A 22,365-nucleotide genomic window follows, 5' to 3' on the forward strand; every position below is an offset into this window, starting at 1 on the left:
TTCGCGCTACGAGACGAGCAGCTGCTCGCCACGCTCGACGACGATGCGGCACGGCGGCGAGATCTTGTTGTAGGCGCGTCGGAACGCTTCCTTGACGACCGGAGCCTGCTCGGCGGTACAGTAGGCCGTGAAGATCGGCTCGTCGGCACCGATTCGGGCGGCCGTGCCGACGATCTTGCCGAACGACTGGCGCATTCCGTCCGAAACACGGTCCGCACCCGCGCCGGTTGCCTGTTTGTTCTCCCGGAGGATCTGGTGGGGGAACTTCCGGAGGAGCATCTTGTACTCGCCCTCACCGAGGGTTTTCAGCAGGTGGCGGTTCGCCGAGAGCCGCGAGGACTCGAGCGAGCCGTGACGGAGCTGGACGGCCTCCTCGGAGACGAGGCTGATCTCGACGGGATAGTCGTCGGGATCGGCCTGCAGGTCACCCATGCTGTGCTGTGCGATCTTCGAGCCGGGAATCCCGGTGATGTAGTCACGTCGTGTGTACGAGGGCTTGTCGATATCCCTGTACATTGAGGCGGGTTTCTCTCCCATGGTTACTTGTCGAGTCGAACGCCACAGCCCCGAATAAAGCCTTCGATGGCATCCGGCGATTTCGGGGCCTGTGAGGCTGTCACACGGACGAACACGCCGCCCCGCCTCGCCGATGAGTCGGTGTCGACGTTCAGGTCACCAGATAGTAGGGATCGGTCGCCAGCTTCGGCGCGAGCGCTTCTCGCATCTCACGGGCGTTGAACGCGAATATCCGGAGCCCGTTGCAGTTGTAGCGGTCGAGGACGCCCGCCTCGGCGAGGTCATCGGCGACCTTGGCGCGGTTCCACGTCACCGACCGCTGGTACTCGTGGGTCCGCTGGGTGATCTCCTCGTGGGTGGTCTCGTCGTGATAAATGACGCCGTCGTAGTCGACCATCTCCACGTACGGGAGCTCACGAAAACACTCCGTGTAGTGGAGTTGGGAGGCAGTAAGCCAGTCGGTGCCGATATTCAGATACTGGACGTTATCGTCGTCGAGCGCGCCGAAACAGCTCGATTTTCCCCAGGAGTCGTGGTGGTCACAGTCCTCGAAGCGGTAGGGGCCGCGAACCAGAATCGAGTTGGTCGCGTCGTCGGTCCGGTAGTCGGCGGCCGAGTGAAACAGCTGTGAGAACGTCCCGAACCGAGGTTTCGAGTACTGTTTGTGGTAGACGCGGCCGTCGTCTTTCCGGAACGAGGGTGTGAAGCCGGGCGTCAGGATACTGTCGAACTGCTCGTCGAGTTTGTCGACGATGAACTCGAAGGGGTTGCCCTCGAAAGCGGCGTTGATATCGCTGAGCCCGATATGGACGAAGACGGTCTCGTCGCTGTACTGGTCTAAGATTTGATCCAGCCGTGCTTCAGCAACGGAGCCAGCCGATCCCGCCCGGCGCCGACGCCGGGCGACCATCGCCGCACGGTTCCGGATCGTCCGGGCAGCCTGATACTGTTCGATCAGCCTGTCGGGCGAGAGGAGCCTCTCGGAGATGGGAAGGCGGCGTTCCGACCCAGACAACATCTGTCTCACTGTGTCCATACTCGCCATTAGCCGTTGTGCCCAACTACCCAGTGATAACGCCATTCAGTTGCGTCGTTGTTTCCATTCATATATCACCGGACAGACCGACTAATGTGGCTTCGACCGATGGAGTAGCCCCCGTATGAGCGACCTCAACATCGCCCTCGCGCTGATCAGTGGGCTGCTCTTGGTACTCGATCTTTCGACGGGGCTGCTGCAAAGCCGCCAGTACCTCCCCTCCGAGCCGATCATGGCGGTCGGCTTTGGCATTGCAATCGGTCCACACGGACTCGACGCCTTTCAGTTGTCGACGTGGGCCGATCCCCTGATCGTGATCGAGCAGGCGGCCAGACTGACGGTTGCCCTCGCGGTGACGAGTATCGCCTTACGGCTGCCGGAGAACTACGTTCGACGCCGCTGGAAGTCGATGACGGCCCTCCTCGGTCCGGGGATGGTCATCATGTGGCTCGTCAGTGGGCTCGTGACGTACGCGGTGCTTCCGGTGTCGTTTCTCGTCGCCATGCTGGTCGGCGCAGTTATTACGCCGACCGATCCGGTGTTGGCCAACTCCATCGTCATCGGTAAGACGGCCGAACGGAACATTCCGAAGCGAATCCGGTATCTCCTCTCGGCGGAGGCCGGGGCGAACGACGGCGGTGCCTACCCGTTCGTCTTTCTGGCGATTCTGCTGGTCGGAGAGTCGCTCCGTCCAGCCCTTGTCGAGTGGTCGACGCAAATCCTGTTGATCGAGGTCGTCGGTGCGATACTGCTTGGGGCCCTGATCGGTGCGGTTGTCGGTCGGCTCGAACGCTGGGTGAGCGGCGAGCAGTATCTGGAGGAAACGTCGGTGTTCACGATCACGGTCGCACTCACGCTCGGTGTCGTCGGCTTCGTCACGCTGCTCGGGGGCAACGAAATCCTCGCGGTGTTCGCTGCCGGACTCGCCTACAACTGGCAGGCCGACCCGGAGGACGAAGCCAAAGAACAGCGCATCGAGGAGGTGTTCAACCGGCTGTTCACGCTCCCCGTGTTCGTCCTCTTCGGCATGGTGATTCCGTGGAGCGAGTGGCAGGCCCTCGGCTGGGCTGGCGTCGCCCTTGTCGTCGGGATTCTCCTCCTTCGACGCCTCCCGATGATGGTCGCGGTGAGTCCAGCGATCGACCCCCTCGACCGACCCGCCGCGATGCTCTTTATGGGCTGGTTCGGCCCTATCGGGATCGCTGCGGTCTTCTATGCGACACTCGCTGTCAGGGAGACTGGTATCGAAGCTATCTGGCCGATCGTGACGCTCGTCGTCGCTGGCTCGATTCTGGCTCACGGGGCGACTGGAACGCTGCTCACGCTCCGCTACGGCCGACTCGATGACGACGCCGACTGGTGGTGAGCGCAAACGACGAGCTGCTACAATCCCAAACACGGCGTAACGTGGGGTCGCGCTTCGGAGCGCGTCCCGGTTTCGAGGCAGTCGTAGTTATTTATACGGATACCGCTGGGTTGCGCCACAGTCACACCGAATCACGACGTGGCCGTTATTGAGGCGCACGCGGGCGTTGACGCCGGGGCGGAGGGCGACATCACACCGGCTACAGGTAAAGCGCTTGAACTCCCGTGGGAGGCCACACCGGTTCCGCTCGGCGATCCGGCGGGCCAGCCGGACGTACTTTCGGGAGCGGTCGAACTCGCCGTCGGAGGCAGCCGACCGGGCGAGATCGAACAGGATATCGATCCGCTCCTCGGCGATACTCATCAGCTACAAAGCGAGGTGGGTGTCGGTTAGGTGTTCCGAACCGCAGTGGTCAGTCTTCGAGCGCGTCGGCGATCCGGCGGAGCTCGCGGTTGGCGTCGCGGACCTCATCGCGGAGCTGTCGGACCTCGCGGACGAGTTCCTCGTTGCCGACGCCGGACTCCTCGCTTTGACCGCCGGGACCGCCGGGGCCGCCGCCCATGCCGGGTGGGCCGCCACCGCCGCCCATCATCCCGCCCATCATCTGGGCGAAGGGGTTGCCGCCACCGCCGCCCATGCCGCCCGGACCGCCACCGCCCATCATCTCTTCGGGGTTCGGCGCGCCGCCCTCGCCGCGTTCCTCGCGTTCCTGCTGACGTTTCTCGCGGATCTCCTCGACCCGCTCGCGGAACGATTTCTCCTCGTCGTCGCCCTCGGTGGGCTCCTCATCGACATCCGATTGGTCTGGCTCGTCTGTCATGGTCTCCCGTTGGCTGGGGGGACGGAAAACGGTTGTTCATCGATACGTGTGGCGTGACCCGCGACACCGAGCGCCGGTCGGAGGCACAAATCATGGCCGAGGACTGCGCGGCCGACGCGCGTGGTATCAGCCAAAGCGGACCACTATCAGGACAGATAATTGAGCCAGCAGGTTATTTCCTGTTGGGATACCAGTATAACTGATATGAGTCAGTCAGGCGAGTTGCCATCGTCGCAGTACCGGTTGGACGAGTCCTACAGCGGGCTGGGCGAGACGGAAGCCAAGGTCGAACTCCAGGAGCGAACCAAGGAACTGGAAGCAGTCACGCGGGCGACCGACCTCTTTGTCGGCTCCGACCGGCCGATCGGCGAGCTGATCGACAGCTACGTGGGCGAACTGACCCAGTGGTTCCAGTACCCGAGCGTGACCGAGGCGCAGATCGCGGCGGGAGACCGGATCGCCGAATCGGCGGGGTTCGAGCGAACCGGCGAACCGCTGACCCACGAGACGGTGACCGACAGCGGGACCCGGATCGTGATCGATGTCGTCTACACCGAGGAGCGGCCGCCAGCCGACGACGGCCCGTGGCTCCAGGAGGAACACGATCTCCTGGAGACGCTGCTCGGGATCATCGAAAGCGCCCTCACACAGCGGGAACACCTCCAACAGATCGAACAGCAGCGCCAACAGCAGCGGCTCGTCGCCGATGACATCGAATCCGGCGTCGAGGCGATCAGACAGACGGTCGACGAGCTGAGCGACAGTACCGACGAGATCAGTGACCACGCCCACAACTCCGCGGATTCGATGAGCGAGGTCGCCACAGAGATCGCCGATATGTCGGCGACCGTCGAGGAGATCGCCTCGACGGCCGAAGAGGTTGCCGCGACGAGTGCGAACGCCGAGGAGCTCGCCAACGAGGGACGGGACGCCGCCACCGAAGCCATCGACGTGATGCAGCGCGTCGACGAGTCCACCCAGGACGTCTCGACCGACGTGGGCACCCTCCAGGACCGGATCGACGAGATCGACGAGATCGTCGAGGTCATCAACGACATCGCCGACCAGACGAACATCCTCGCACTCAACGCCTCGATCGAGGCCGCCCGGGCCGGGGAGGCAGGCGAGGGCTTTGCGGTGGTCGCCGATGAGGTGAAATCGCTGGCCGGGGAGTCCCAGGAACACGCCACCGAGATCGAGAAGATGATCGAGGAGATCAAATCCGATGCCGACGACACCGTCGAGAGCCTCGAAGAGACCACCGAGCAGGTCGACGAGGGGATCGAAAAGGTCCAAAACGCGATGGACACCCTCCAGGATATCGCCCAGGCCGTCCAGGAGTCCTCCCAGGGGATCCAGGAGGTCTCAAGTGCGACCGACGATCAGGCCGTCTCGACCGAGGAGGTCGCCAGCATGGTGACCGAACTCGTCGAGGAGACCGAAACCGTCGCCGAGGAGATCGAATCGATCGCCGCGGCCAACGAGAAACAGGCCGACAACGTCGAGGAGATCAGCCGGAGCGTCCAGCAGCTACACTAGTCGAGTTCCTCGCCGAGTAGTTGCTGGGAGGCCGCTTCGGCGTCCCGCTTGCCGATCGCGGAGTTCGCCAGCAGTCGGCCGCCGATCTCGCTGGGGCTGATCACGCGGTCGGCTCCGGCGTGGCGGAGCTTAGCGACGTTCTCCCGCTGCATCGCCGCCGCGAGGATCTGCATCTCGTCGTTGAGCTGTCTGGCGGTGAGAATCGCCAGGGCGTCTTTGGCGTCGTTTTCGGTGGCGACGATGGCGGCTCTGGCGTCCGCAATTCCGGCCCGCTGGAGCGGCTCTTCGTCGCTTGGGTCCGCCGTAAGAACGGGGATATCACGGTCAGAGAGCCGTCGGGCGACGCTTTCGTCGGTCGTGATGACCGCGAACTGGACGCTGTCGCTGAGGTTTTCGATGATCGGTTCGGTCAGATCCCCGTAGCCGAGGATCACGACGTGTTCGTCGAGGAGGTTGAACTGGCTGTCTGTCATTCTTCCGAGTGCTTTGGAGAGCTGGGCTTCGATGGCGGGCGTCAGTAGGACACCGAGGGCGACCGCGAAGGCGGCGACGTTGATAAGCAGGACGGAGATCGAAAACAGTTTTCCGAGCTCCGAGGAGGGTGCAGCCGTCACGTCGCCGTAACCGACGGTACTCGCGGTGACGATGGTATAATAAAAGGCGTCGGTGAGCGTGACGATGCCGTCGAACTCCTCGCGGAGCGCGTAGGAGCCGAAGGTGCCGTACGACAGCGCCGTGACCAGGGCGATCCCCGCCGCGAGCTGTGTCGGCGACGGCGAGAACGTCCGGTCGAACCGTGTACGATTATAAAAGAGCGCGGGCACCGAGACGACCGAAACGGCGACCAGCGGCACCGAAAACGGCGAGACCTGCAACAGGCCCTGGATCGCCGTGATCGGCAGGAGGATCGCCGTGGCGTACCAGCCGACCCGGAACCGCTGTTTGAGGGCGTAGGCGCTGCCGAGCATCGTAAAGCCGGTCAGCGTCCCCGTAAACCCGACCGCACGCCGAACCCCATCCGGGACGTACATCGCCAGCGCGCTGTCGACGCCGCCGGTCGAGATGTGGACGAGCCCGACGATGATCGAGAGGACCGCGACCGCGAACGTCAGCAGGATCGACGCCCGGACGGTCACCCAGTCGTGTGTCCACTTCATCGCTCGTCCCTCTGTGAGCGGCCTACTAATAGCCGTGGAATCGTGGTCGACGCGTTCATGGTCGACGTATCGACTGTGGCGGTTACGTTGGTAGAGTCCGACGACAGCTGCAGGCGGCATCGAGCGACGACGGCACCGACCCTCGCCGACAGCGGCGAACAGTTGGATTTTTCAGGATAGACTTCCGTCGGTTGTGTATGGCTGTCCATGACACACGGAACCAGTGTGGCCGACTCCCCGCGGCCGTACCGCTCGATATCGCCCATACGACGCGGCTGAGCTGGGAGCTGGGCTCCCGCGTCATCGACGACGAGGAGTCGACGCTCGAAGGCCAGTGGCACCGGACCGAGGCGGGGTGGATGCTCAGCGTTTATCGAGTCACGAACCACACGGACCTCCTCCAGGTGCGAACCCCCGTCGGCAGAGAGCAGTTTTACGGCGTCACCCAATCGGAGTTCGAGTCGGCGGTCTCGACGCTCGAAGCGGCCGACGGCTGGCAGCGGGCCGACTGAAATCGGCCGACTGCGATCGACAGACTGCGATCGACCCCCAGCTGTCTCACGGGACGTGACAATCGGCCTCAACCGACACTTTAAGCCGGAGTACCGATAGAAGCGGCCAATGACTGCGCTTCCGTTCGAGATCCTGCTGGGCATCTATCTCGGCGTCCTCACCGGGATCATTCCGGCGCTGATCGCTGGCGTTCTCGGCTTCCTATTTAAATACGTCACGAACGTCTCGATCCCCGGCCTCGGTGTCGTCGTCCTCGCACTCGGAATCGCGGGCGTCAACGGCGGGCTCATGGCGCTCAACGACGAGAACATCCGCACCTCGCAGAACGCCGTCGCCCTCCTGACGGCGATCATCGTCGTCCTCATGCTCGCCTTATATGCCCATTCGCAGGGAGACAAACTCGGCGGCTCGGTGCCCAAACGGATCTCGCTGCGCCAGCTCCGGGATCGAACGCTGAACACGGACGTGATCGAACTCGTCGGCGGCCGGAACCAGGTCCGGGTGACCGTCACCGGCGAGGTCAATGATATCGAGGGCTACCCGCCGCTGCCCGCCGACCTCCAGGAGGAGATCAAAACCGGCCAGTGGACGTTCCCGGCCGATCTGCCGGTCGACGAGCTGGAAACTCGCTTTGCGGACCGGCTGCAATCCGAGCTGGATCTCGCCGATGTGACGGTATCGGTCGACGAGCGCGCCCGCGCGTCGGTCGCGGCGGCCCCGCCGATCGGGAGCACCTCGAAACGCGTCCCCGACGGCAAGCGGGCGGTCTCGCTGTCGGCGCTGGTTCCCAGCGGGATGACCCGCGGGGAGTCGGTCCGGATCGTCACCGCCGACGACACGGTCACCGGGACGCTGATCGCGGCCCGCTCCGGCGACAAACCTGCCGATCCCGCCCCGAAACCGACTGACGATCTTGCGACCGACGGCGGAATTGACCCCGAGCCGTCCGTGCCGAAGCCGCCGACCGCCTCGACGACGACCGGCGGCGAGGGACGCGTGACGGTTGTGGTCGACCGGACGGCCGCCAAGACACTCTTGGCGGCGAGTGAGCCACAGGTGATCGTTCTCTCGCGGGGGACACGCCGGGAGTTCGAACTCGTCTCGCTGCTCCGCCGGTCGGGTATCCGCTTCCGGAAGCAGACCGTCAAACCCGGCGGGCCGCTCGATGGCCATACGATCGGCGAGGCCGACGTGCGGGACCGCTACGGCGTGCTGATCGTCGCCGCCAACCACGATGGCTGGCAGGTCGCTCCCCGCGGGAGCCAACTGCTGTCGGCCGGTGACAGCCTCTATCTGATCGGCAGCCGCGAGGCGCTGGCAGCGTTCGCGGAGGTGGCCGTATGAGTCTCCCACCTCTCGGCTCTCTCGACACGCTCTCGGCCAGCCCAGTCGACCCCTTGGCCCTCTTGCAGTCGGGTGTCACCTTCGAGCAGCCGACAACCGCGGCGGTCAATCTGGTCGTCTTCGCCGTCCTCTCGGTTCTCACTGCGGGCGGGCTGACGGTCGCCTACCGCTGGTATTTCAAGTCGCTCATTCCGGAGGGGATCGCGATCCTCGCGGGCGTCGCGGTGGTCGCCCTCTATATCAATACGGCCTCCCTCGGCGTGGTCGTCGGCCAAGGGTCGGTCGACCTGTTTCGGCCCGGCGTCGTCTTCTTCAACGTCGTTGCGCTCGGCGTCTCGACGGTGGCGGCCCCGGTCGGCCGTCGAATCGGCGACACCATCGCCTCCCAGCTGTTTTCGCTGGTCGGCCTCGGCGAGATCGACGCCGAGGTATCGACGATGGTCCGGTCGGTCGGCCGGGTGACCTCCGTGCGGCTCCCCTCGGAGATCGAGGACATGGAGAGCTACGATCCGGTCACCGAGGAGACGAAGGCCGAACTCGCGAGCAAGACGCTGGTGTTCCCCCGGCGGCTGACCGTCGAGGAACTCCGGAGTCGGCTCGTCAGCCGGTTGAAGGAGGACTACGGCGTGGGCTACGTCGACGTCGATCTCACTGCCGAGGGAGGCGTCGACTATCTCGCGGTCGGCTCGCGCGCGGCGGGGGTCGGGGCGACGATCGCCCCCGGGACGGTTGCGGTGGCGATCCGGGCCGATCCGCCGAACAACGCCACCTCGGGCGATCAGGTACAGGTCTGGTCGACCGCCGAGCCCACCGAGCGGCTCACCAGCGGGGAGATCCGCGGCGTCGCTGGCGATGTCGTGACTCTCGCGGTCGACGAGGCCGACGCGGGCCTGCTGTCGCCCACCGAGCGCTACCGACTGCTGACGATGCCCGCCGAGCCACAGGCCGACCGGGAGTTCGCGACCTTGCTGCGGAGCGTCGACGAGACGATGGGGACCGTAACAGTCGAGGCCAACAGCATGCTGGTCGGCGAGACGGCCGACACGGTAGCGGCGGCCGTGTTGGCGATCCGCCCGTCGGGTGAGAAACTGACTGCCCTCCCCGAGTCGGCCCGCCAGTTCGAGAGCGGCGACACGATCTACGTCCTCGCACGGCCCGACGTGCTTCGCCAACTCGAAGGCTGGGCGACAACTCCTGCCCCGGTGTCAGACGACGAGGCCGACGCCGAGCCGACCGAACAGGCCGAGCCCGATTCTGGGGCTCCGGTCGACCTCGACGATTCCGAGTAGGCGACCGTCGCAATTCTCATACTCGCGGGGCCGTGAGTGGCGGTATGCACTGGAAGCTGTTTGCCGATCTCGCGGAGGTCGCCAGCGACGACGAGGTGACGGTCGACCTCGCCGCGGACGAGCCGACCGTCGCCGACGCGCTCGACGGGCTGATCGAGGTCCATCCGGTCCTGGAGCCGCGTATCTATACTGACGACGGCGAGATCGAACCCCATCTGAATCTGCTTCGAAACGGCGTGAACGTTCGGGAATCCGAAGGCCTGTCGACGCCAGTTGAGGAAGACGACGAGTTGGCGCTGTTTCCGCCCGTCAGCGGTGGTTGATCCGCTGGAGTGGGGGATATGTGCGCCCGGACAGGAGTTATAACGGTTCTTCAATCACTCTTTCGTCTGTCACAAAAATTTAATTCAACCCTCATTCTACTCGAAGTATGTTTAGAACGCCCTCCTGTCCGAACTGTGGGTGTGTGTATCTCGTTATACGAATGCGAACGAATGGATACCCTCGAACGGAGAGCGGGAGCGTCAAAAAGTATTATCGGTGTTTTCGATGCTTTCACAAGTTCTCCGAGGACGATACGGAGCCGCCGGTATAGAACCGATGTTCACTCTGTTACCAGTAGTGACCCTAATCGAGTCTGAAAGCGTTATTTGGCGAGTATTTAAATAAAGCTACGAGGATTTATACCGGATCGGGCGGGCATCCCTTCCCAGACGAGCCAATGGGATTTCGCTCAGCACGCCGAACCGAGAGACAAGCGTCGACTGACACCGGAGGCGGAGGCTCCGCCCGGCAGGCGTCGACCGCTGGCGGTGGCCAGTCGACTGGTGTCGGATGGATTGACGATATCGATCGCGGTGAGAACCGCTATGGGATGACGATCCCCGACACTGAGACCCTTCAGCGGTTACAGCAACACGAGTCGACCTTCGGAGCGGAAGTCCACGACTGGATCGCGGAGGGGATGCCGACCGAGATCATGGGCAAAACGCGGGATATGGAGGCCTTCCGCCAGCGGCAGGCCGACCGCCCGCCGGAGGTACCGACGAATATCGAGCGGCAAAACAAGCGGTCGGTCCAGCGCAGCGAGCAGGCCGCCGCCGCCGAGACGGGCGGGGCTGGTGAGACTGGCGTGCCTGAGCCGGTTCGGGATGTGATTGCGTCGACCGGCCGGTCGCTCGACGGCTCGATCCAGGAGGCGATGGAAGATCGGATGGGTGATTCGCTCGGCGATGTGCGGATTCACACCGGTCCGCAGGCTGCGGCTGCGTGTGAATCGATCAACGCCCGTGCGTTCACGGTCGGCAATCACGTTGCGTTCAACTCCGGCGAGTACGATCCGGAGTCGCCGGAGGGCCAGCACGTGTTGGCTCATGAACTGGCGCACGTTCGCCAGCAGACTGGTGGGGCCGTGTCGATGTTGCCGCAGGCGGATCTGGAACTGGAGGTCGACTCCGATCCGGCTCTTGAGCGTGAAGCCGAAGAAACGGCCGAGCAGGTGATGCAGGATGGTGAGTTGGGAATTCAGCGGCTGGCTACCACAGCAGTCCATCTCCAGCGGTATCCCGGTCAGAAGCGTGTTGAACAGGCCCGAAAGGGGATCACGGAACGATTGCAGGACGATCAGAACGGTGGTGTCCAACCGAATCCGGAAACATTAGCCAAAGAAGTCGAGCGGATCAAACAGCGTCAAGAGCAGGTGCTAGAGACGCTGTCGACGGCACAACCCGGCGCAGCGACCGATGGAGAGTGGGGGAAGGCAGCCACGAAAGGTGTCTTTGGCTCGCTTGCGAGTGCCGGAACCGGTGCCCTGCTCGGCGCAGCTGCTGGTACCGTGATTCCCGGCGTTGGAACAACCGTCGGTGCCGTGGCTGGGGCTGCCGTCTCCGACGTAATGAAGGAAAGCGTCGAGTTCATCGATTCGAACCGTCCGGGTGGAGAGGGTGAACAACTCGAACAGATGTATCAAGAGATCTCCCAGATGTATCGGGAACTCAAAAAAGGATCTACGCACAAAGGTAGTAATAAAACTGACTTCTAATTATGGATGCAGAAATAAAAAAAGAAACAGATGACGGGTTTGGGGTGTTGGTTAACGATAATAACGGGGCAGCACACAAAATTGGTGTCTGTTATAATGGTGAAATTGATGGACACTTATGTGATGCATATGCTGACAAGCCTATAAACAGAACATCCGACGAAAACGAACACAACGAACAGGCCCGTCGGTATGCAAAGTACTACGTCTACCGTGAACGCGGCTACGACACAGTCGACCACATCGACAATCCGGACTACATTGAGGCTGTCCGGCAGGCCATCCGATCTCTCTCAGACGAGCGGTTCGAACAACTTTTCGGCCCGCTGTACACCCAACTCCAGAGCCACCACAAAGACGTTGGGCGACCGATCGACCTGCCAGCCAGGGTCCAGAAACCGGATGCAGTCGTTTATAAATTGGAACTGTATCTCGGTGTTGATATTGCCGACAGTGGCCTCACAGATCAGGCGAGATCGCTTGCTGAGGCGCATGGACTCGACTACGAGACGGGCACCACTACGCAAACCGGTGCAGTCGTCGGCGAAAACGAGAGACAGAACTGGGCCGAATTTGGCGAACACCTAACCGACCTCACCGATCCCGACGATATCGAACTCGAACTGAGCGCCGTCTCGGGAATCCATGTCGGCTACCCAAACAGCCGTGGAGAACACGAGGTTCAGTGGGCAGATCGACCACTCGACCGAGAACCGGATGCGAGACTCGAACTGATGCCCACCGACCCCGGTCCGATCGATGACTTCGGTCAGTATTTGGATTATCACCTACGCTGTCAAGTTCGTGACTGCGTTGTCGGCATGGGACTCCTCCCACCGGAACCGTATCGCGTGCTCGGCTTTGGGAAATTTCGGTATGCAAGACGGTACGACCAGTACGATCTCTACCCACAACTGCATCTGCGGGATGGGAACCACGACATGACCATTCAATAAAAGCCGACTCATCTAAGCCGACTCGTCTAGGGTCGACCATCGATCTCTAAATCTGTCTATCTATGTATCCAACAGGAGTCCACTGGAATGATATAGGGGTGTACTGGCTGAAAAATTTATATCCCCGGTCTTCTTATACCCTGTTAGTGGCATCCCGACAGAGCGGTCCGGGTGTCAGCGAGACATCGGGACTGGGGTCACTCCCTGAACCGGCTGCGTACGCCGAATCGACCGGCCTCACACGGTCGAGTGCCGAAACGCCCGCTCGTAAGCGGTCACCCGAAGATCCGCCGCTTCGGAACCCCTCTCTGTATGCACAGACCGACCACTTCCGCGAGCGACTGCACCAGCAAGGCCGCTATGTGTCGGTTCCGATCGTCAGCGAGGCGATCACCGACGGCCAGATCCGCTGGAATACGACCGACGGCTGGCGGTTTGCGCTTACCAAAGCAGGAATTCGGTATATCGTCGTCGTCAGCGATACCGAAACCGCCTCGCCGGTCGTCGTCACCGGTTGGACCGAAGTAGAGGACTGGGAGACCGCCATCGACTCCGAGCGGTGGCACGACACCGACGTCCACACGATCAAACTCCGGGCGGATCTCAGCGACAACCACGATTCACAGATCCCGGAGCTGATCCGCCCGCGAATCGTCACCCGCGCCTTTGAGATCGGCGGCCACCGCGTGAAAACCGAGGCCGGTGACGGCTCCGTGGAGTGTGTCGACTGTGGCGGCCGGTTCCGATCGAAGGCCGAACTCTGCCGCCGACACTGCCGGTCCTGAGCGGGCGGCGGTGGTGAACCGACCGGGTTCACAACCGGTTTGACCGTCGACCACCTCCGGTCGACAATGACCGACGACACGACCGAAGAGGCCCCGCTCTCGCTCGACGATTTTTATACGGCCGTCGACGCCGAGGAGCGGCCGGTCCTCACGGCCCAGCAGGTCGCCCGGCGGCTCGATCTCGACGAAGCCGCTGCCCGACGCGGCCTCGACGCTCTCGTTGACGCTGGCGATCTTGAACCCGCGCGCGTCGAGGGCGAACCCGTCGCGTGGTATCCAACCGATATCCGCGATCTCGCCGGGCGCGAGCGGGTGATCGTGTTTCCGACCCGCCGTGAGGTCGTCGTCGACCAGCCGACCCAGTACACCCGTGCCCAACTCTCGCAGTTCGCCCATCTGGTCGACTCGACCGGTACCGACCCCGGAACGCGTGGCTATCTCTACCGTATCCGGCAGGAGGATATCTGGGCCGCGCCGTTCGACGATCTTGAGGGTCTCCTCGGATCTATGCGATCGGTGCTACCCCGGCGATCGCCGCATCTCGAAGAGTGGGTCGAATCCCAGTGGAACCGCGCCCACCAGTTCACGCTGCGGACCCATGAGGACGGCTACACGGTCCTGGAGGCCGCAACTGAGGAACTCATGGGCAACGTGGCCAGACAGAAGCTCTCGGAGGACCAACTCCGGGCACCGATTTCGGATACCGAAAGTTGGGTCAACGCCGAGGAGGTTGCCTCCGTGAAGCGTGTGCTGTACGAGGCCGGGTATCCGGTCGTCGACGAGCGCGAGCTCGAAACCGGCGACCCCATCGAGATCGATCTGACGGCTTCACTCCGGGAATACCAACGGTCGTGGGTCGACACCTTTCTCGACCAGCAGGCCGGGGTATATGTGGGCCCGCCGGGCAGCGGCAAGACGATCGCCGCCATCGCCACCATCGCCGCGGTGGGTGGCGAGACCCTGATCCTGGTGCCGAGTCGCGAGCTCGCCGCCCAGTGGCGCGAGGCGCTGACCAGCGAGTCGACGCTCACGGATGCACAGATCGGCGAGTATCACGGCGGCCAAAAGAATATCCGGCCGGTGACGATCGCCACCTACCAGACTGCCGGAATGGATCGCCACCGACAGCTGTTCGACTCCAGGAAGTGGGGGCTGATCGTCTACGACGAGGTCCAGCATATTCCCAGCAAAGTGTTCCGCCGGAGTGCTGACCTCCAGACCTCGCACCGCTTGGGACTCAGCGCAACGCCAGTCCGAGAAGACGACAAAGAATCCGAGATATTCACGCTGATCGGCCCACCCATCGGCACGGATTGGGCTGCCCTCTTTGATGCTGGGTTCGTCGCCGAGCCGGAGGTCGAAATTCGGTACGTGCCGTGGCGCGACGAGATGGACAGAAACGAGTATACGAGTGCCGACGGTCGGGAGCGGTATCAGTTGGCCGCGATGAACCCCGCCAAGATCGCCGAAATCCGGTATCTCTGCGAAACGCATCCCAACTCGAAGACGCTGATCTTCGTCGACTACCTCGATCAAGGCGACGAAATCGCCGAGGCGCTGGATATTCCATTTATAAGCGGGGAGACGCGCCACTACGAGCGCCAGCGCCAGTTCGAGGCGTTCCGAAACGGCGAGTTACAGACCTTGGTGGTCTCGCGGATCGCCGACGAGGGGATCGACCTGCCCAATGCGGAGTTGGCGATTGTGGCCTCCGGATTAGGGGGATCGCGCAGGCAGGGCACCCAGCGGGCCGGTCGAACCATGCGCCCGGTCGGGAGCGCAGTGCTGTACGTGCTGGCGACTCGCGGGACGCGAGAGGAGGATTTCGCCCAACAGCAGATGCGCCATCTGGCTGGGAAGGGCGTCCGGATTCGGGAAACGAACGTCAGCGAGTAGCCACTACCGTCAGTGGCTGAGTGCCCAGGGATAGCCACCAGCGTGACTGCCATTGCCATGGTCGTGTCCTGGATGACTATCATGACTGTGTCCTGTGTGGCTGTCGTGGGTGGCCGCTGGCGGCGACTCCTCGGATACACGCACCGAATCGATCCGGAGGAGCGTTGCGGCTGCTTCCAGGGCGGTCACCAGACACCGATCGAAGACCGTTCGTGGCTCGACGACGCCCGCCCCGACCATCTCCCGAGTCGAGCCCGAAGGATCGATTCCCACCGTTGTGGCTCCCGCATCGTGTTTCGTCCGCAGGGCGGCCAGCGTGTCGATCGGATTCGCCCCAGCGTTCGTCGCCAGCACACGCGGGATCTGGGCGACGGCCTCGCCAAAGGCACGGACGGCGAGCTGCTCGCGGCCCGAGACCGTCTCGGCAAACTGCGAGAGTTCTTGTGAGATCGCCATCGCACTCGCAGCACCTCCTGGAACCACTGAACCATCGTGAGCTGCCTGCGTGACGACAGCCGTAGCCGTCTGGAGAATTCGCTCCATCTCGTCGGACACGTGCGGCGTTCCACCACGCAACAGGAGCGTTGCCTGTGACTGTCCCGAACAGCCTCTTAGCAGTAGCGTGTCGGTCGTGCCGAATGTCCGCTGTTGGACCGACTCGGCCCGACCGAGGGCCTCCGGTGTCAATTCCTCGACCGACTGTACCGCGGTCGCGCCCGTCGACTGTGCGATGGTATCGAACTCGTCTTGGCGGGTACGTTCGACCGTGAGAATTCCCGCAGCCGCCAGTGTCGCCCGAATCCCCTGATCGATCGACTTCTGACAGCAGACGACCGTCGCGCCGACTTCTTGGAGCCGGTCGACGATCCCGTCTCGCACCTGCTGGTCGTGACTCCGGAATGCGGCCGCCTGGTCGGCGTCGGAAATCGAGAGCGTCTCGACGCCTGTGGGGGCATCGACAGCGAGTTCGGAGCCGATGAGGGCGATCCGGGGCGCGGAAACGGTCCGGAACTCACGGGCATCGAGCAGATCGATCGTCGTCGAGGAGCTATCGAGGTCGACGAGCAGGCCATCGATGACGCGGGAATCCCGGAGCTCACCACCGGGATAGGCACTGATCGCGAGTCGGGTTGGCTCGAAGTCGACTGCCCGGAGCGCCGACAGCGCCAGAGAGCCAAACCGATCGGTCGACTGGTCGTCCCACCGGCCAGTGACGGCCGTGGTTGCGACGGCCTGAAGGACGTCGTCGTCAGCGGGATCGATGCTGTGGGCGTACTCCAAGAGTTGCTCGCGAGCGCACATCGTGGCCTGATAGTAGCCGTCGACGATCGTCGTCGGATGGAGGCCATCCTCCTGGAGCGACCGGGCCGCCGACAGGAGTTCACCAATGAGCAGGAGTGTTGTCGTCGAGCCGTCACCGACCCACTGCTGGTGGCGCTGGACGGTGTGTTTCAACACCCGACCGATCGGCTCGGTGATATCCAGTCGATCGAGAACCCTCGCGCCGTCGTTCGTCACGACAACCCGGCCACGGTCGTCGATCAGCATCTTGTCCATCCCGTTCGGCCCGAGCGTCGAGTGAACGGTTTCGGCCAGCGCAATCCCGGCTTTGAGCGGTGATTGGCCCGACTCGTCGGATTGTGTGTGCGATACGGAGTCGTTTATTGATGACATGTATCAAACATAACTGGGTCGTGAGTAGGGTTGGGAAGGAGTGGTTTTGCGGGGTGTTCGATTCTCGACAGTCGGCGCTTACAGTGGGTCGTCGGTCACGACGACGTTGCCACGGTCGGCGCTGTTGTCGTCGAGGCCGCTGGGTGAGATGTCGAACTCGAAGGCCCCCTTCGGGAGTGCGAGCGTCGAACACGCGTTCGGGATGTCGACGACGCCGCTCTGTCGGCCCTCAACGGGGACGGTGCCGAGGATGTGGTAGGCCTGCTCGCCGGTGTAGCCGAACTGCTTGAGGTAGTCGATTGCCTGCAGGGAAGCCCGCCGGTAGGCAGTATGCGAGTCGATGTACTTCTGTTCGCCGTCCTCGGTGACGGAGTAGCCACAGAAGGTGACGTAGTCCTCGAAAGTCGGCCCGCGGTGGCCGGGTTCGAAGATCGGATGGTCGACGCCGTGTTTCTCCATCCCGTTTTTCACCACGTCGAACTTCACGTCGGCGTAGCCCGCCATCTCGATCGCCCCACAGAAGGTGATCTCGCCGTCGCCCTGGGAGGCGTGGAAGTCGCCGAGGGCGAACTTGCCGCCCTCGACGTAGACGGGGAAGTAGACCGTCGAACCGATCGAGAGGTCCTTGATGTCGTGGTTGCCGCCGTGTTCGCGCGGCGGGACGGTTCGGGCGGCCTCTTCGGCAGCCTTCTCGGCTTCGTCGGGGTCCATCTCGCCCATCATCGCCCCCTCGGCAGTCGGCGGGTTTGCGACCCCCGGCTCGGCCTCGCCGGTGGGGTGGTTCGGGATCGATTCGGGGTCCTCAGCGTGTTTATCGATCAGTTCCTGCTCGCGGCTGTTCCACTCCTCCAGTAGTTCCTGGCTCGGCGCACAGCCAGCGAGTCCAGGATGGATCTTGCCCTCGTATCGAACGTCCGGAATGTGTCGGGAAGAGACGGTGTAGCCTTCGAGATCCCAGATCGATTTGGCGGCGTGCGGGAAGTGGTCAGTGAGGAAGCCACCGCCGTTCTGTTGGGAGAACGTGCCGGTAAAGCCGAACTCCGAGCGGTCGTTGAGCGGACCCATATCCAGGAACTCGACTTTGAGGAGGTCGCCCGGCTCCGCGCCGTTGACGTGGACCGGCCCAGCCAGATAGTGGACCTGACTGAGGTCGACGTCCCTGACGTCGTTGGCGTTGTCGTCGTCGCTGATTTGTCCGCCGGTCCAGTCGAGGGCCTCCAGTCGCATCGTCTCTCCAGGATCGGCTTCCGCGACGGCCGGTATGTCCGGATGCCAGCGGTTGAACGGCTTGGCGTCGGGCTGTTCGCTCGGCGGGCTGTCGACGTCGACTTCGAATGCTATCTCGGGCATTACTACCAACTCACACACAACTGTTCTGGATACTGTCTTATAAACACATTTTGCGATTTAAAATAATATCTAGACGAAATTAGGACGAATAGCTGGCAAAACAAGGAACGAATCCACAGTATAAACGTGGTATCGGATTCTTCCTCACCCAATCACCAGAGGCAGACCCGTCGAAGTGACTTTCAGTCGAGAGCTGCTTCGATGGCGTTCATTACCCGGTCGACCTTGTCGACTTCTGCGTTATAGCCCATATGCCCAACGCGCAGGATATCGTCGGCGAGATCGCCGAGACTCGTTGCGAGGACGATATCGTGCTCGGCTTCGACGCGCCGTTGGATTCGTTCGGCCTCGCCAGGGATGTGGAAGGCGGTGACAGTCGGCGAGCTACGGGCTTGGTCGGGATAGAGATCCAAACCGAGTTCGGCCCCACGCTCGCGGCAGCGCTCGGCGGCCCGCTCGTGGCGGTTATAAACGGCGTCGTTGCCTTCGTCGACCAGCCGCGAGACGGCGGTGTCGAGAGCGGCGACGTTCGCATCCATATGCGTATACGGGAACCCATCCGACACGTCGCGCCACGGGAGCAAATTGGTATATAAGCTGGTCGGTTCGCGGGATTCCATCGCCTCCCACGCCCGGTCGCTGATCGCGACCGTTGTCAGCCCCGGCGGCGCGCTAAAGACCTTCTGGGAGGCCCCGAGACAGACGTCGATCCGGTCGGTCGGGACTGGTGTGCCACCGAGCGAGGAGACGGCGTCGACGACGCTCAGCACGTCGTACTCGTCGAGCAGATCCAACACTGGTTCGAGATCGTTGAGCGTTCCGGTAGGGGTCTCACAGTGGACCATCGTCGCCGCGAGGAACTGGTCGTCTGCGGCGGCAGCGTCGGCGAGCGCGGTTTCGATGGCATCGAGGTCGTAGCCCTCATCGTAGGGCGCGGAGACGAGTTTTGGCTCGCCGTCGTAGGAGTCGACGAAGTCGGCGAACCCGTCGCCATAGAGGCCGTTCGAAACACAGAGCACGCGGTCGCCCGGCGCGACCAGGGAGGCGATCGCGGCTTCGAGCCCGAGAATTCCCTCACCGCCGGGGACGATCACGTCGTGGTTCGTGTCGTAGACGGTTTGTAAATTCTTACAGAGTTGGTTGTAGAGATCGGTGAACTCCGATTGGACTGCGGAGTTCGGCTGCGGCTGCGCCATCGCCTCCCGTACTTCGGGTGGGACCGCGGTCGGCCCCGGTGTGAATAGCATGGAGCGTAGTGGGCGGTCGACCCATTAGCCGGTTGCGGTCTGTTACTCCGGCAGGTCGTCAGGTTCGGTCCACCGATCGTCGGCGTCGACTGCCTCGATGGCGTGGCTGATCTCCTCCTCACTGAAGTCGATCTCGTCGAGCACCATGCTCAGGCGTTGCCACCGTGCGCTCTGGTCGTCCTCGCCCTCTGGCCCGACGCGTGCGCCACGAGTTTTGAAGAAGCGTTTGCCGCGGCCCAGCCGCGAGCCCTCGCCGGTGTGGCCGTCGAAAATCGCGTCGTATTGTTCGCCGGGTTCGAGGTCGCCCGCCGGGAAGTTGACCGTGGGATCCTCGTTGTTCTCCTTTGCCTCGGCTCGCACGTCGGCGACTTTGCGGAAGTACTCGTCGGCGTTAGAGGCTTCACGGGTGGAAGGTGCGCGGGCGGCGGCGAGGGCGGCATGGATCGCACAGAGTCGCCCCTTCCAGCCCGCTTCATCCCATCGTTCGGTCGCCAGCTCCTCGTAGCGCTGGATGGTGAGCGCGACCTCGTGGCCTGCTTGGAGGTCCTCAACGACATAGAGGTTCAGGCGGTCCCAGAGGTTCCAGGCGTACCCCGAGCGGGCGAGTTCCCAGGCGGCCCAGGCGGCGACCTCCTCGTCGGAGCGGCGGACGGCCTTTTGAAGGAGGCTGGAGACGGCATAGCGGTTGTAGCCGCCGTCGGTCTCGTTTGCCGCCTTGGGGTCGCCGAAGTCGTTGTCCGTGTCGGCCTCGGGGTCGCGGTCGGTGTCGAGTTCGCCGTCGCTGCCGAAGGTCGCCTGTCGTGGCTCTCGATCCTCGCCCATGGCGGCTGTGGGACCGGTGGGGGCTAAAGGTCGACGGCTCAGACTGTGGGAGGGCGTGCCGGTGGGCGCGGAAATGAGAATTCTTAAACATGGTTGCGGGTATAGAATGAGGTAGCCCGCCCTTAGCTCAGCCTGGTAGAGCAGTCGACTGTAGATCGACTTGTCCCCCGTTCAATTCGGGGAGGGCGGACTTTTGCTGCGAACAACGTGAGCAGTCAAAAGTCTCTCCCGACCCGAATTGAGCAGCGAACGAGCGTAGCGAAGTGAGTGAGTTCAATTCGGGGAGGGCGGAGTATTTTAAATATAGTTCACTCTGACCGCCGACGCCCCCACACGATCTTATCGTTTATAAGCGAAACTCGTAGATCCCGCTCAGCCGCGATCTGACACGACAACCGTGGATACCCGAACCGCTCGGCAAGCCGATCATGCCAGTGCTCTGGCTCGACAGCTTCGACCAGCCGAACCCCACACGTCGCACACAGCCCGCGGCCGCCGCAGTTGGCTCGGTCGGTCAGTCTGCTGTACGGCGAAAATCCTGCCTCCAGGAGCACCTCCCGAAGCACACGCCCCCGCTCGACGACGAGTTCGGTTTCGGTTTCGCCGTCGACAACGATCACCCGAACCGTCTCGGACCCGTCGGTCTCGCCCATACTGACCGTTCACCGTCGCGAGGGTTGACGCTTTGGCCCTCGACCGCCAGCCAGCGGGATTTATATACTCGACTCGGTAAGCCCACGGTATGCCTCAACGAGCCTCTCAGGAACACTCACTCGTCTCACGGGCAGGCGAGCGGACGATCCACGTCGGCCGCGATCGGCCGATCCGGATCAGCTCCGGCCATCGCATTCTCCACCACGACGGCAAGTGTAGCCGCCCACACGGCCACAACTACGAGATTTCGGTGTCGGTCTCCGGCGAACTCACCGAAGAGGGGTGGGTCGCCGACAAGGGCGACGTGACCGATATTATCGACCGCTGGGATCACCGCTTCCTCCTGGAGGCGGGCGACCCACTCATCGAAGCCTTCGAGGACGCTGGCGACGGCGATGCGGTGGTCGTCCTGGAGGCCCCACCCACGGCGGAGGTGATGGCGGTCGTCCTGGAAGCCGAACTCCGCGCGGAACTCCCCGACACCGTCACCGAGGTCTCGGTCGACGTGAGCGAAACGGCCGAACTCAGCAGTTGCCAGTAAGATGCCAGTCAGCTCCGAACCCAGCGTCGACCAGGACTCGCCACCAGACAGCGACGGGCCCGCCCTGCCGATAAACGAGCTATTTGAGTCCTTGCAGGGCGAGGGCGTCCTCGCGGGTGTGCCGAGCATCTTCATTCGAACCAGCGGCTGCAACCTCCGGTGTTGGTTCTGCGACTCCTACCACACCTCGTGGGAGCCAACCCACGCCTGGATGGACCTCGACGAGATCGTCGACCGCGTTTCGGAGTTCGACGCCGACCACGTCGTGCTCACCGGCGGCGAGCCGCTGATCCACGAGGAGGCGGTCACGCTTATAAATCGCCTCGCCGACCGCGGCTACCATATCACCGTCGAAACGAACGGGACGATTGCGCCGCCTCCTGGAACCCCGATCGATCTCGCCAGTATCAGCCCGAAACTCGCCTCCTCGACGCCGACACCGGAGCGACCACCGGCGGGCGGCGACGCTGCTGAAACGGCTGACACAGGCGTCGACGACTGGCAGCAGCGCCACGAGGCCAACCGGATCGACCACGAGGCGCTGACCGCGCTCATAGAGCGGTTCGGCTTCCAACTCAAGTTCGTCCTCACGGGACGGGACGACCTCCCGGAAATCGAGGATTTGGTTGGCGAGCTTCGCGCCGAAACCGAGACCGAAGTCGCGGATACCGACGTGCTGTTGATGCCGGAGGGACAGACCCGCGAGCAACTGGCCGACACCCGCCGCGAGGTCGCCGAGGTGGCCATCGAGTCGGGCTACCGCTACACGCCGCGGCTCCACGTCGACCTCTGGAACGACGCCCCCGAAACCTGATCAAT

The 22,365-nt window shown here is 63.2% G+C and carries 22 protein-coding genes and 1 tRNA gene; 13 read left to right on the top strand and 10 right to left on the bottom strand.

Annotation, left to right across the window (positions count from 1 at the left end; translation table 11 throughout):
* Positions 1 to 6: 6 nt before the first annotated feature.
* Together NO877_RS12440 and NO877_RS12445 are read right to left on the bottom strand one after the other, a co-directional pair.
* Positions 7 to 537: a 50S ribosomal protein L16 gene (locus NO877_RS12440; protein WP_256396673.1), complete on the bottom strand. Its 531-nt coding sequence runs from the start codon at positions 535 to 537 to the stop codon at positions 7 to 9.
* Between the two features lie 130 nt (positions 538 to 667).
* A complete protein-coding gene (locus NO877_RS12445; protein WP_256396674.1) occupies positions 668 to 1,561 on the bottom strand; it encodes an AAC(3) family N-acetyltransferase in 894 nt (297 codons plus the stop codon).
* 115 nt (positions 1,562 to 1,676) lie between these two features.
* Here NO877_RS12445 and NO877_RS12450 point away from each other — a divergent pair, with 115 nt between their 5' ends.
* Positions 1,677 to 2,918 (top strand): cation:proton antiporter domain-containing protein, encoded by a 1,242-nt coding sequence (locus tag NO877_RS12450; protein ID WP_256396675.1) that lies wholly within the window; start codon positions 1,677 to 1,679, stop codon positions 2,916 to 2,918.
* An 87-nt stretch (positions 2,919 to 3,005) separates the two neighbouring features.
* Here the strand turns inward: NO877_RS12450 and NO877_RS12455 are convergent, their stop codons facing one another.
* Both NO877_RS12455 and NO877_RS12460 read right to left on the bottom strand, forming a co-directional pair.
* Positions 3,006 to 3,281, bottom strand: a complete 276-nt coding sequence (locus tag NO877_RS12455) for a ribonuclease P protein component 4 (protein WP_256396676.1) — start codon at positions 3,279 to 3,281, stop codon at positions 3,006 to 3,008.
* Positions 3,282 to 3,330: 49 nt separating this feature from the next.
* Positions 3,331 to 3,738, bottom strand: a complete 408-nt coding sequence (locus NO877_RS12460; RefSeq protein WP_256396677.1) for a hypothetical protein — start codon at positions 3,736 to 3,738, stop codon at positions 3,331 to 3,333.
* A gap of 204 nt (positions 3,739 to 3,942) precedes the next feature.
* Here NO877_RS12460 and NO877_RS12465 point away from each other — a divergent pair, with 204 nt between their 5' ends.
* On the top strand, positions 3,943 to 5,277 hold the full coding sequence (locus tag NO877_RS12465) for a methyl-accepting chemotaxis protein (protein WP_256396678.1): 1,335 nt from the start codon (positions 3,943 to 3,945) through the stop codon (positions 5,275 to 5,277).
* Here the strand turns inward: NO877_RS12465 and NO877_RS12470 are convergent.
* Positions 5,274 to 6,434 (bottom strand): NAD-binding protein, encoded by a 1,161-nt coding sequence (locus NO877_RS12470; RefSeq protein ID WP_256396679.1) that lies wholly within the window; start codon positions 6,432 to 6,434, stop codon positions 5,274 to 5,276. The genes NO877_RS12465 and NO877_RS12470 overlap by 4 nt on opposite strands.
* A 197-nt stretch (positions 6,435 to 6,631) precedes the next feature.
* Here NO877_RS12470 and NO877_RS12475 point away from each other — a divergent pair, with 197 nt between their 5' ends.
* The 8 genes from NO877_RS12475 (at position 6,632) to NO877_RS12510 (ending at position 15,258) form a co-directional block, all read left to right on the top strand.
* Complete coding sequence (locus NO877_RS12475) at positions 6,632 to 6,946, top strand: hypothetical protein (protein WP_256396680.1); 315 nt, start codon at positions 6,632 to 6,634, stop codon at positions 6,944 to 6,946.
* 109 nt (positions 6,947 to 7,055) lie between these two features.
* The gene (locus NO877_RS12480; protein WP_256396681.1) at positions 7,056 to 8,291 is read left to right on the top strand and encodes a potassium channel family protein; all 1,236 of its coding nucleotides are present in this window, start codon (positions 7,056 to 7,058) and stop codon (positions 8,289 to 8,291) included.
* Complete coding sequence (locus NO877_RS12485) at positions 8,288 to 9,580, top strand: DUF8167 domain-containing protein (protein WP_256396682.1); 1,293 nt, start codon at positions 8,288 to 8,290, stop codon at positions 9,578 to 9,580. The genes NO877_RS12480 and NO877_RS12485 overlap by 4 nt, the downstream gene beginning before the upstream one ends.
* A 44-nt stretch (positions 9,581 to 9,624) precedes the next feature.
* Entirely contained in the window at positions 9,625 to 9,903 is a 279-nt protein-coding gene (locus tag NO877_RS12490) for a ubiquitin-like small modifier protein 1 (RefSeq protein WP_256396683.1), read from the top strand.
* A gap of 398 nt (positions 9,904 to 10,301) precedes the next feature.
* The gene (locus NO877_RS12495; RefSeq protein ID WP_256396684.1) at positions 10,302 to 11,621 is read left to right on the top strand and encodes an eCIS core domain-containing protein; all 1,320 of its coding nucleotides are present in this window, start codon (positions 10,302 to 10,304) and stop codon (positions 11,619 to 11,621) included.
* 2 nt (positions 11,622 to 11,623) lie between these two features.
* Positions 11,624 to 12,577 carry a DUF7958 family protein gene (locus NO877_RS12500; protein WP_256396685.1) on the top strand — a complete coding sequence of 318 codons (954 nt, stop codon included), beginning with the start codon at positions 11,624 to 11,626 and terminating at the stop codon, positions 12,575 to 12,577.
* A 146-nt stretch (positions 12,578 to 12,723) separates the two neighbouring features.
* Positions 12,724 to 13,362, top strand: coding sequence for a hypothetical protein (locus NO877_RS12505; RefSeq protein ID WP_256396686.1), 639 nt, complete (start codon positions 12,724 to 12,726; stop codon positions 13,360 to 13,362).
* Between the two features lie 66 nt (positions 13,363 to 13,428).
* Positions 13,429 to 15,258, top strand: coding sequence for a DEAD/DEAH box helicase (locus NO877_RS12510; RefSeq protein ID WP_256396687.1), 1,830 nt, complete (start codon positions 13,429 to 13,431; stop codon positions 15,256 to 15,258).
* A 9-nt stretch (positions 15,259 to 15,267) separates the two neighbouring features.
* On the opposite strand, the gene thsB is transcribed toward NO877_RS12510, so the two are convergent.
* The 4 genes from thsB to NO877_RS12530 form a co-directional block, all read right to left on the bottom strand.
* Complete coding sequence (thsB, locus tag NO877_RS12515) at positions 15,268 to 16,932, bottom strand: thermosome subunit beta (protein WP_256396688.1); 1,665 nt, start codon at positions 16,930 to 16,932, stop codon at positions 15,268 to 15,270.
* 78 nt (positions 16,933 to 17,010) lie between these two features.
* The gene (fmdA, locus tag NO877_RS12520) at positions 17,011 to 18,282 is read right to left on the bottom strand and encodes a formamidase (RefSeq protein ID WP_256396689.1); all 1,272 of its coding nucleotides are present in this window, start codon (positions 18,280 to 18,282) and stop codon (positions 17,011 to 17,013) included.
* Between the two features lie 182 nt (positions 18,283 to 18,464).
* The gene (locus tag NO877_RS12525; protein ID WP_256396690.1) at positions 18,465 to 19,529 is read right to left on the bottom strand and encodes a pyridoxal-phosphate-dependent aminotransferase family protein; all 1,065 of its coding nucleotides are present in this window, start codon (positions 19,527 to 19,529) and stop codon (positions 18,465 to 18,467) included.
* A gap of 42 nt (positions 19,530 to 19,571) precedes the next feature.
* Complete coding sequence (locus tag NO877_RS12530) at positions 19,572 to 20,351, bottom strand: hypothetical protein (protein ID WP_256396691.1); 780 nt, start codon at positions 20,349 to 20,351, stop codon at positions 19,572 to 19,574.
* Positions 20,352 to 20,467: 116 nt separating this feature from the next.
* Between NO877_RS12530 and NO877_RS12535 the strand changes: the two genes are divergently transcribed.
* Positions 20,468 to 20,541 (top strand) — tRNA-Tyr (locus tag NO877_RS12535).
* A 118-nt stretch (positions 20,542 to 20,659) separates the two neighbouring features.
* Here the strand turns inward: NO877_RS12535 and NO877_RS12540 are convergent.
* The gene (locus NO877_RS12540) at positions 20,660 to 21,004 is read right to left on the bottom strand and encodes a 2Fe-2S iron-sulfur cluster-binding protein (RefSeq protein WP_256396692.1); all 345 of its coding nucleotides are present in this window, start codon (positions 21,002 to 21,004) and stop codon (positions 20,660 to 20,662) included.
* Between the two features lie 89 nt (positions 21,005 to 21,093).
* Between NO877_RS12540 and NO877_RS12545 the strand changes: the two genes are divergently transcribed.
* Both NO877_RS12545 and NO877_RS12550 read left to right on the top strand, forming a co-directional pair.
* Positions 21,094 to 21,546 (top strand): 6-pyruvoyl trahydropterin synthase family protein, encoded by a 453-nt coding sequence (locus NO877_RS12545; RefSeq protein ID WP_256396693.1) that lies wholly within the window; start codon positions 21,094 to 21,096, stop codon positions 21,544 to 21,546.
* A gap of 1 nt (position 21,547) precedes the next feature.
* Positions 21,548 to 22,360: a 7-carboxy-7-deazaguanine synthase QueE gene (locus NO877_RS12550; RefSeq protein WP_256396694.1), complete on the top strand. Its 813-nt coding sequence runs from the start codon at positions 21,548 to 21,550 to the stop codon at positions 22,358 to 22,360.
* The last annotated feature ends 5 nt before the right edge of the window (positions 22,361 to 22,365 follow it).

The sequence above is a fragment of the Halohasta litorea genome, from assembly GCF_024494645.1.
In the GTDB taxonomy this organism is placed as follows: domain Archaea; phylum Halobacteriota; class Halobacteria; order Halobacteriales; family Haloferacaceae; genus Halohasta; species Halohasta litorea.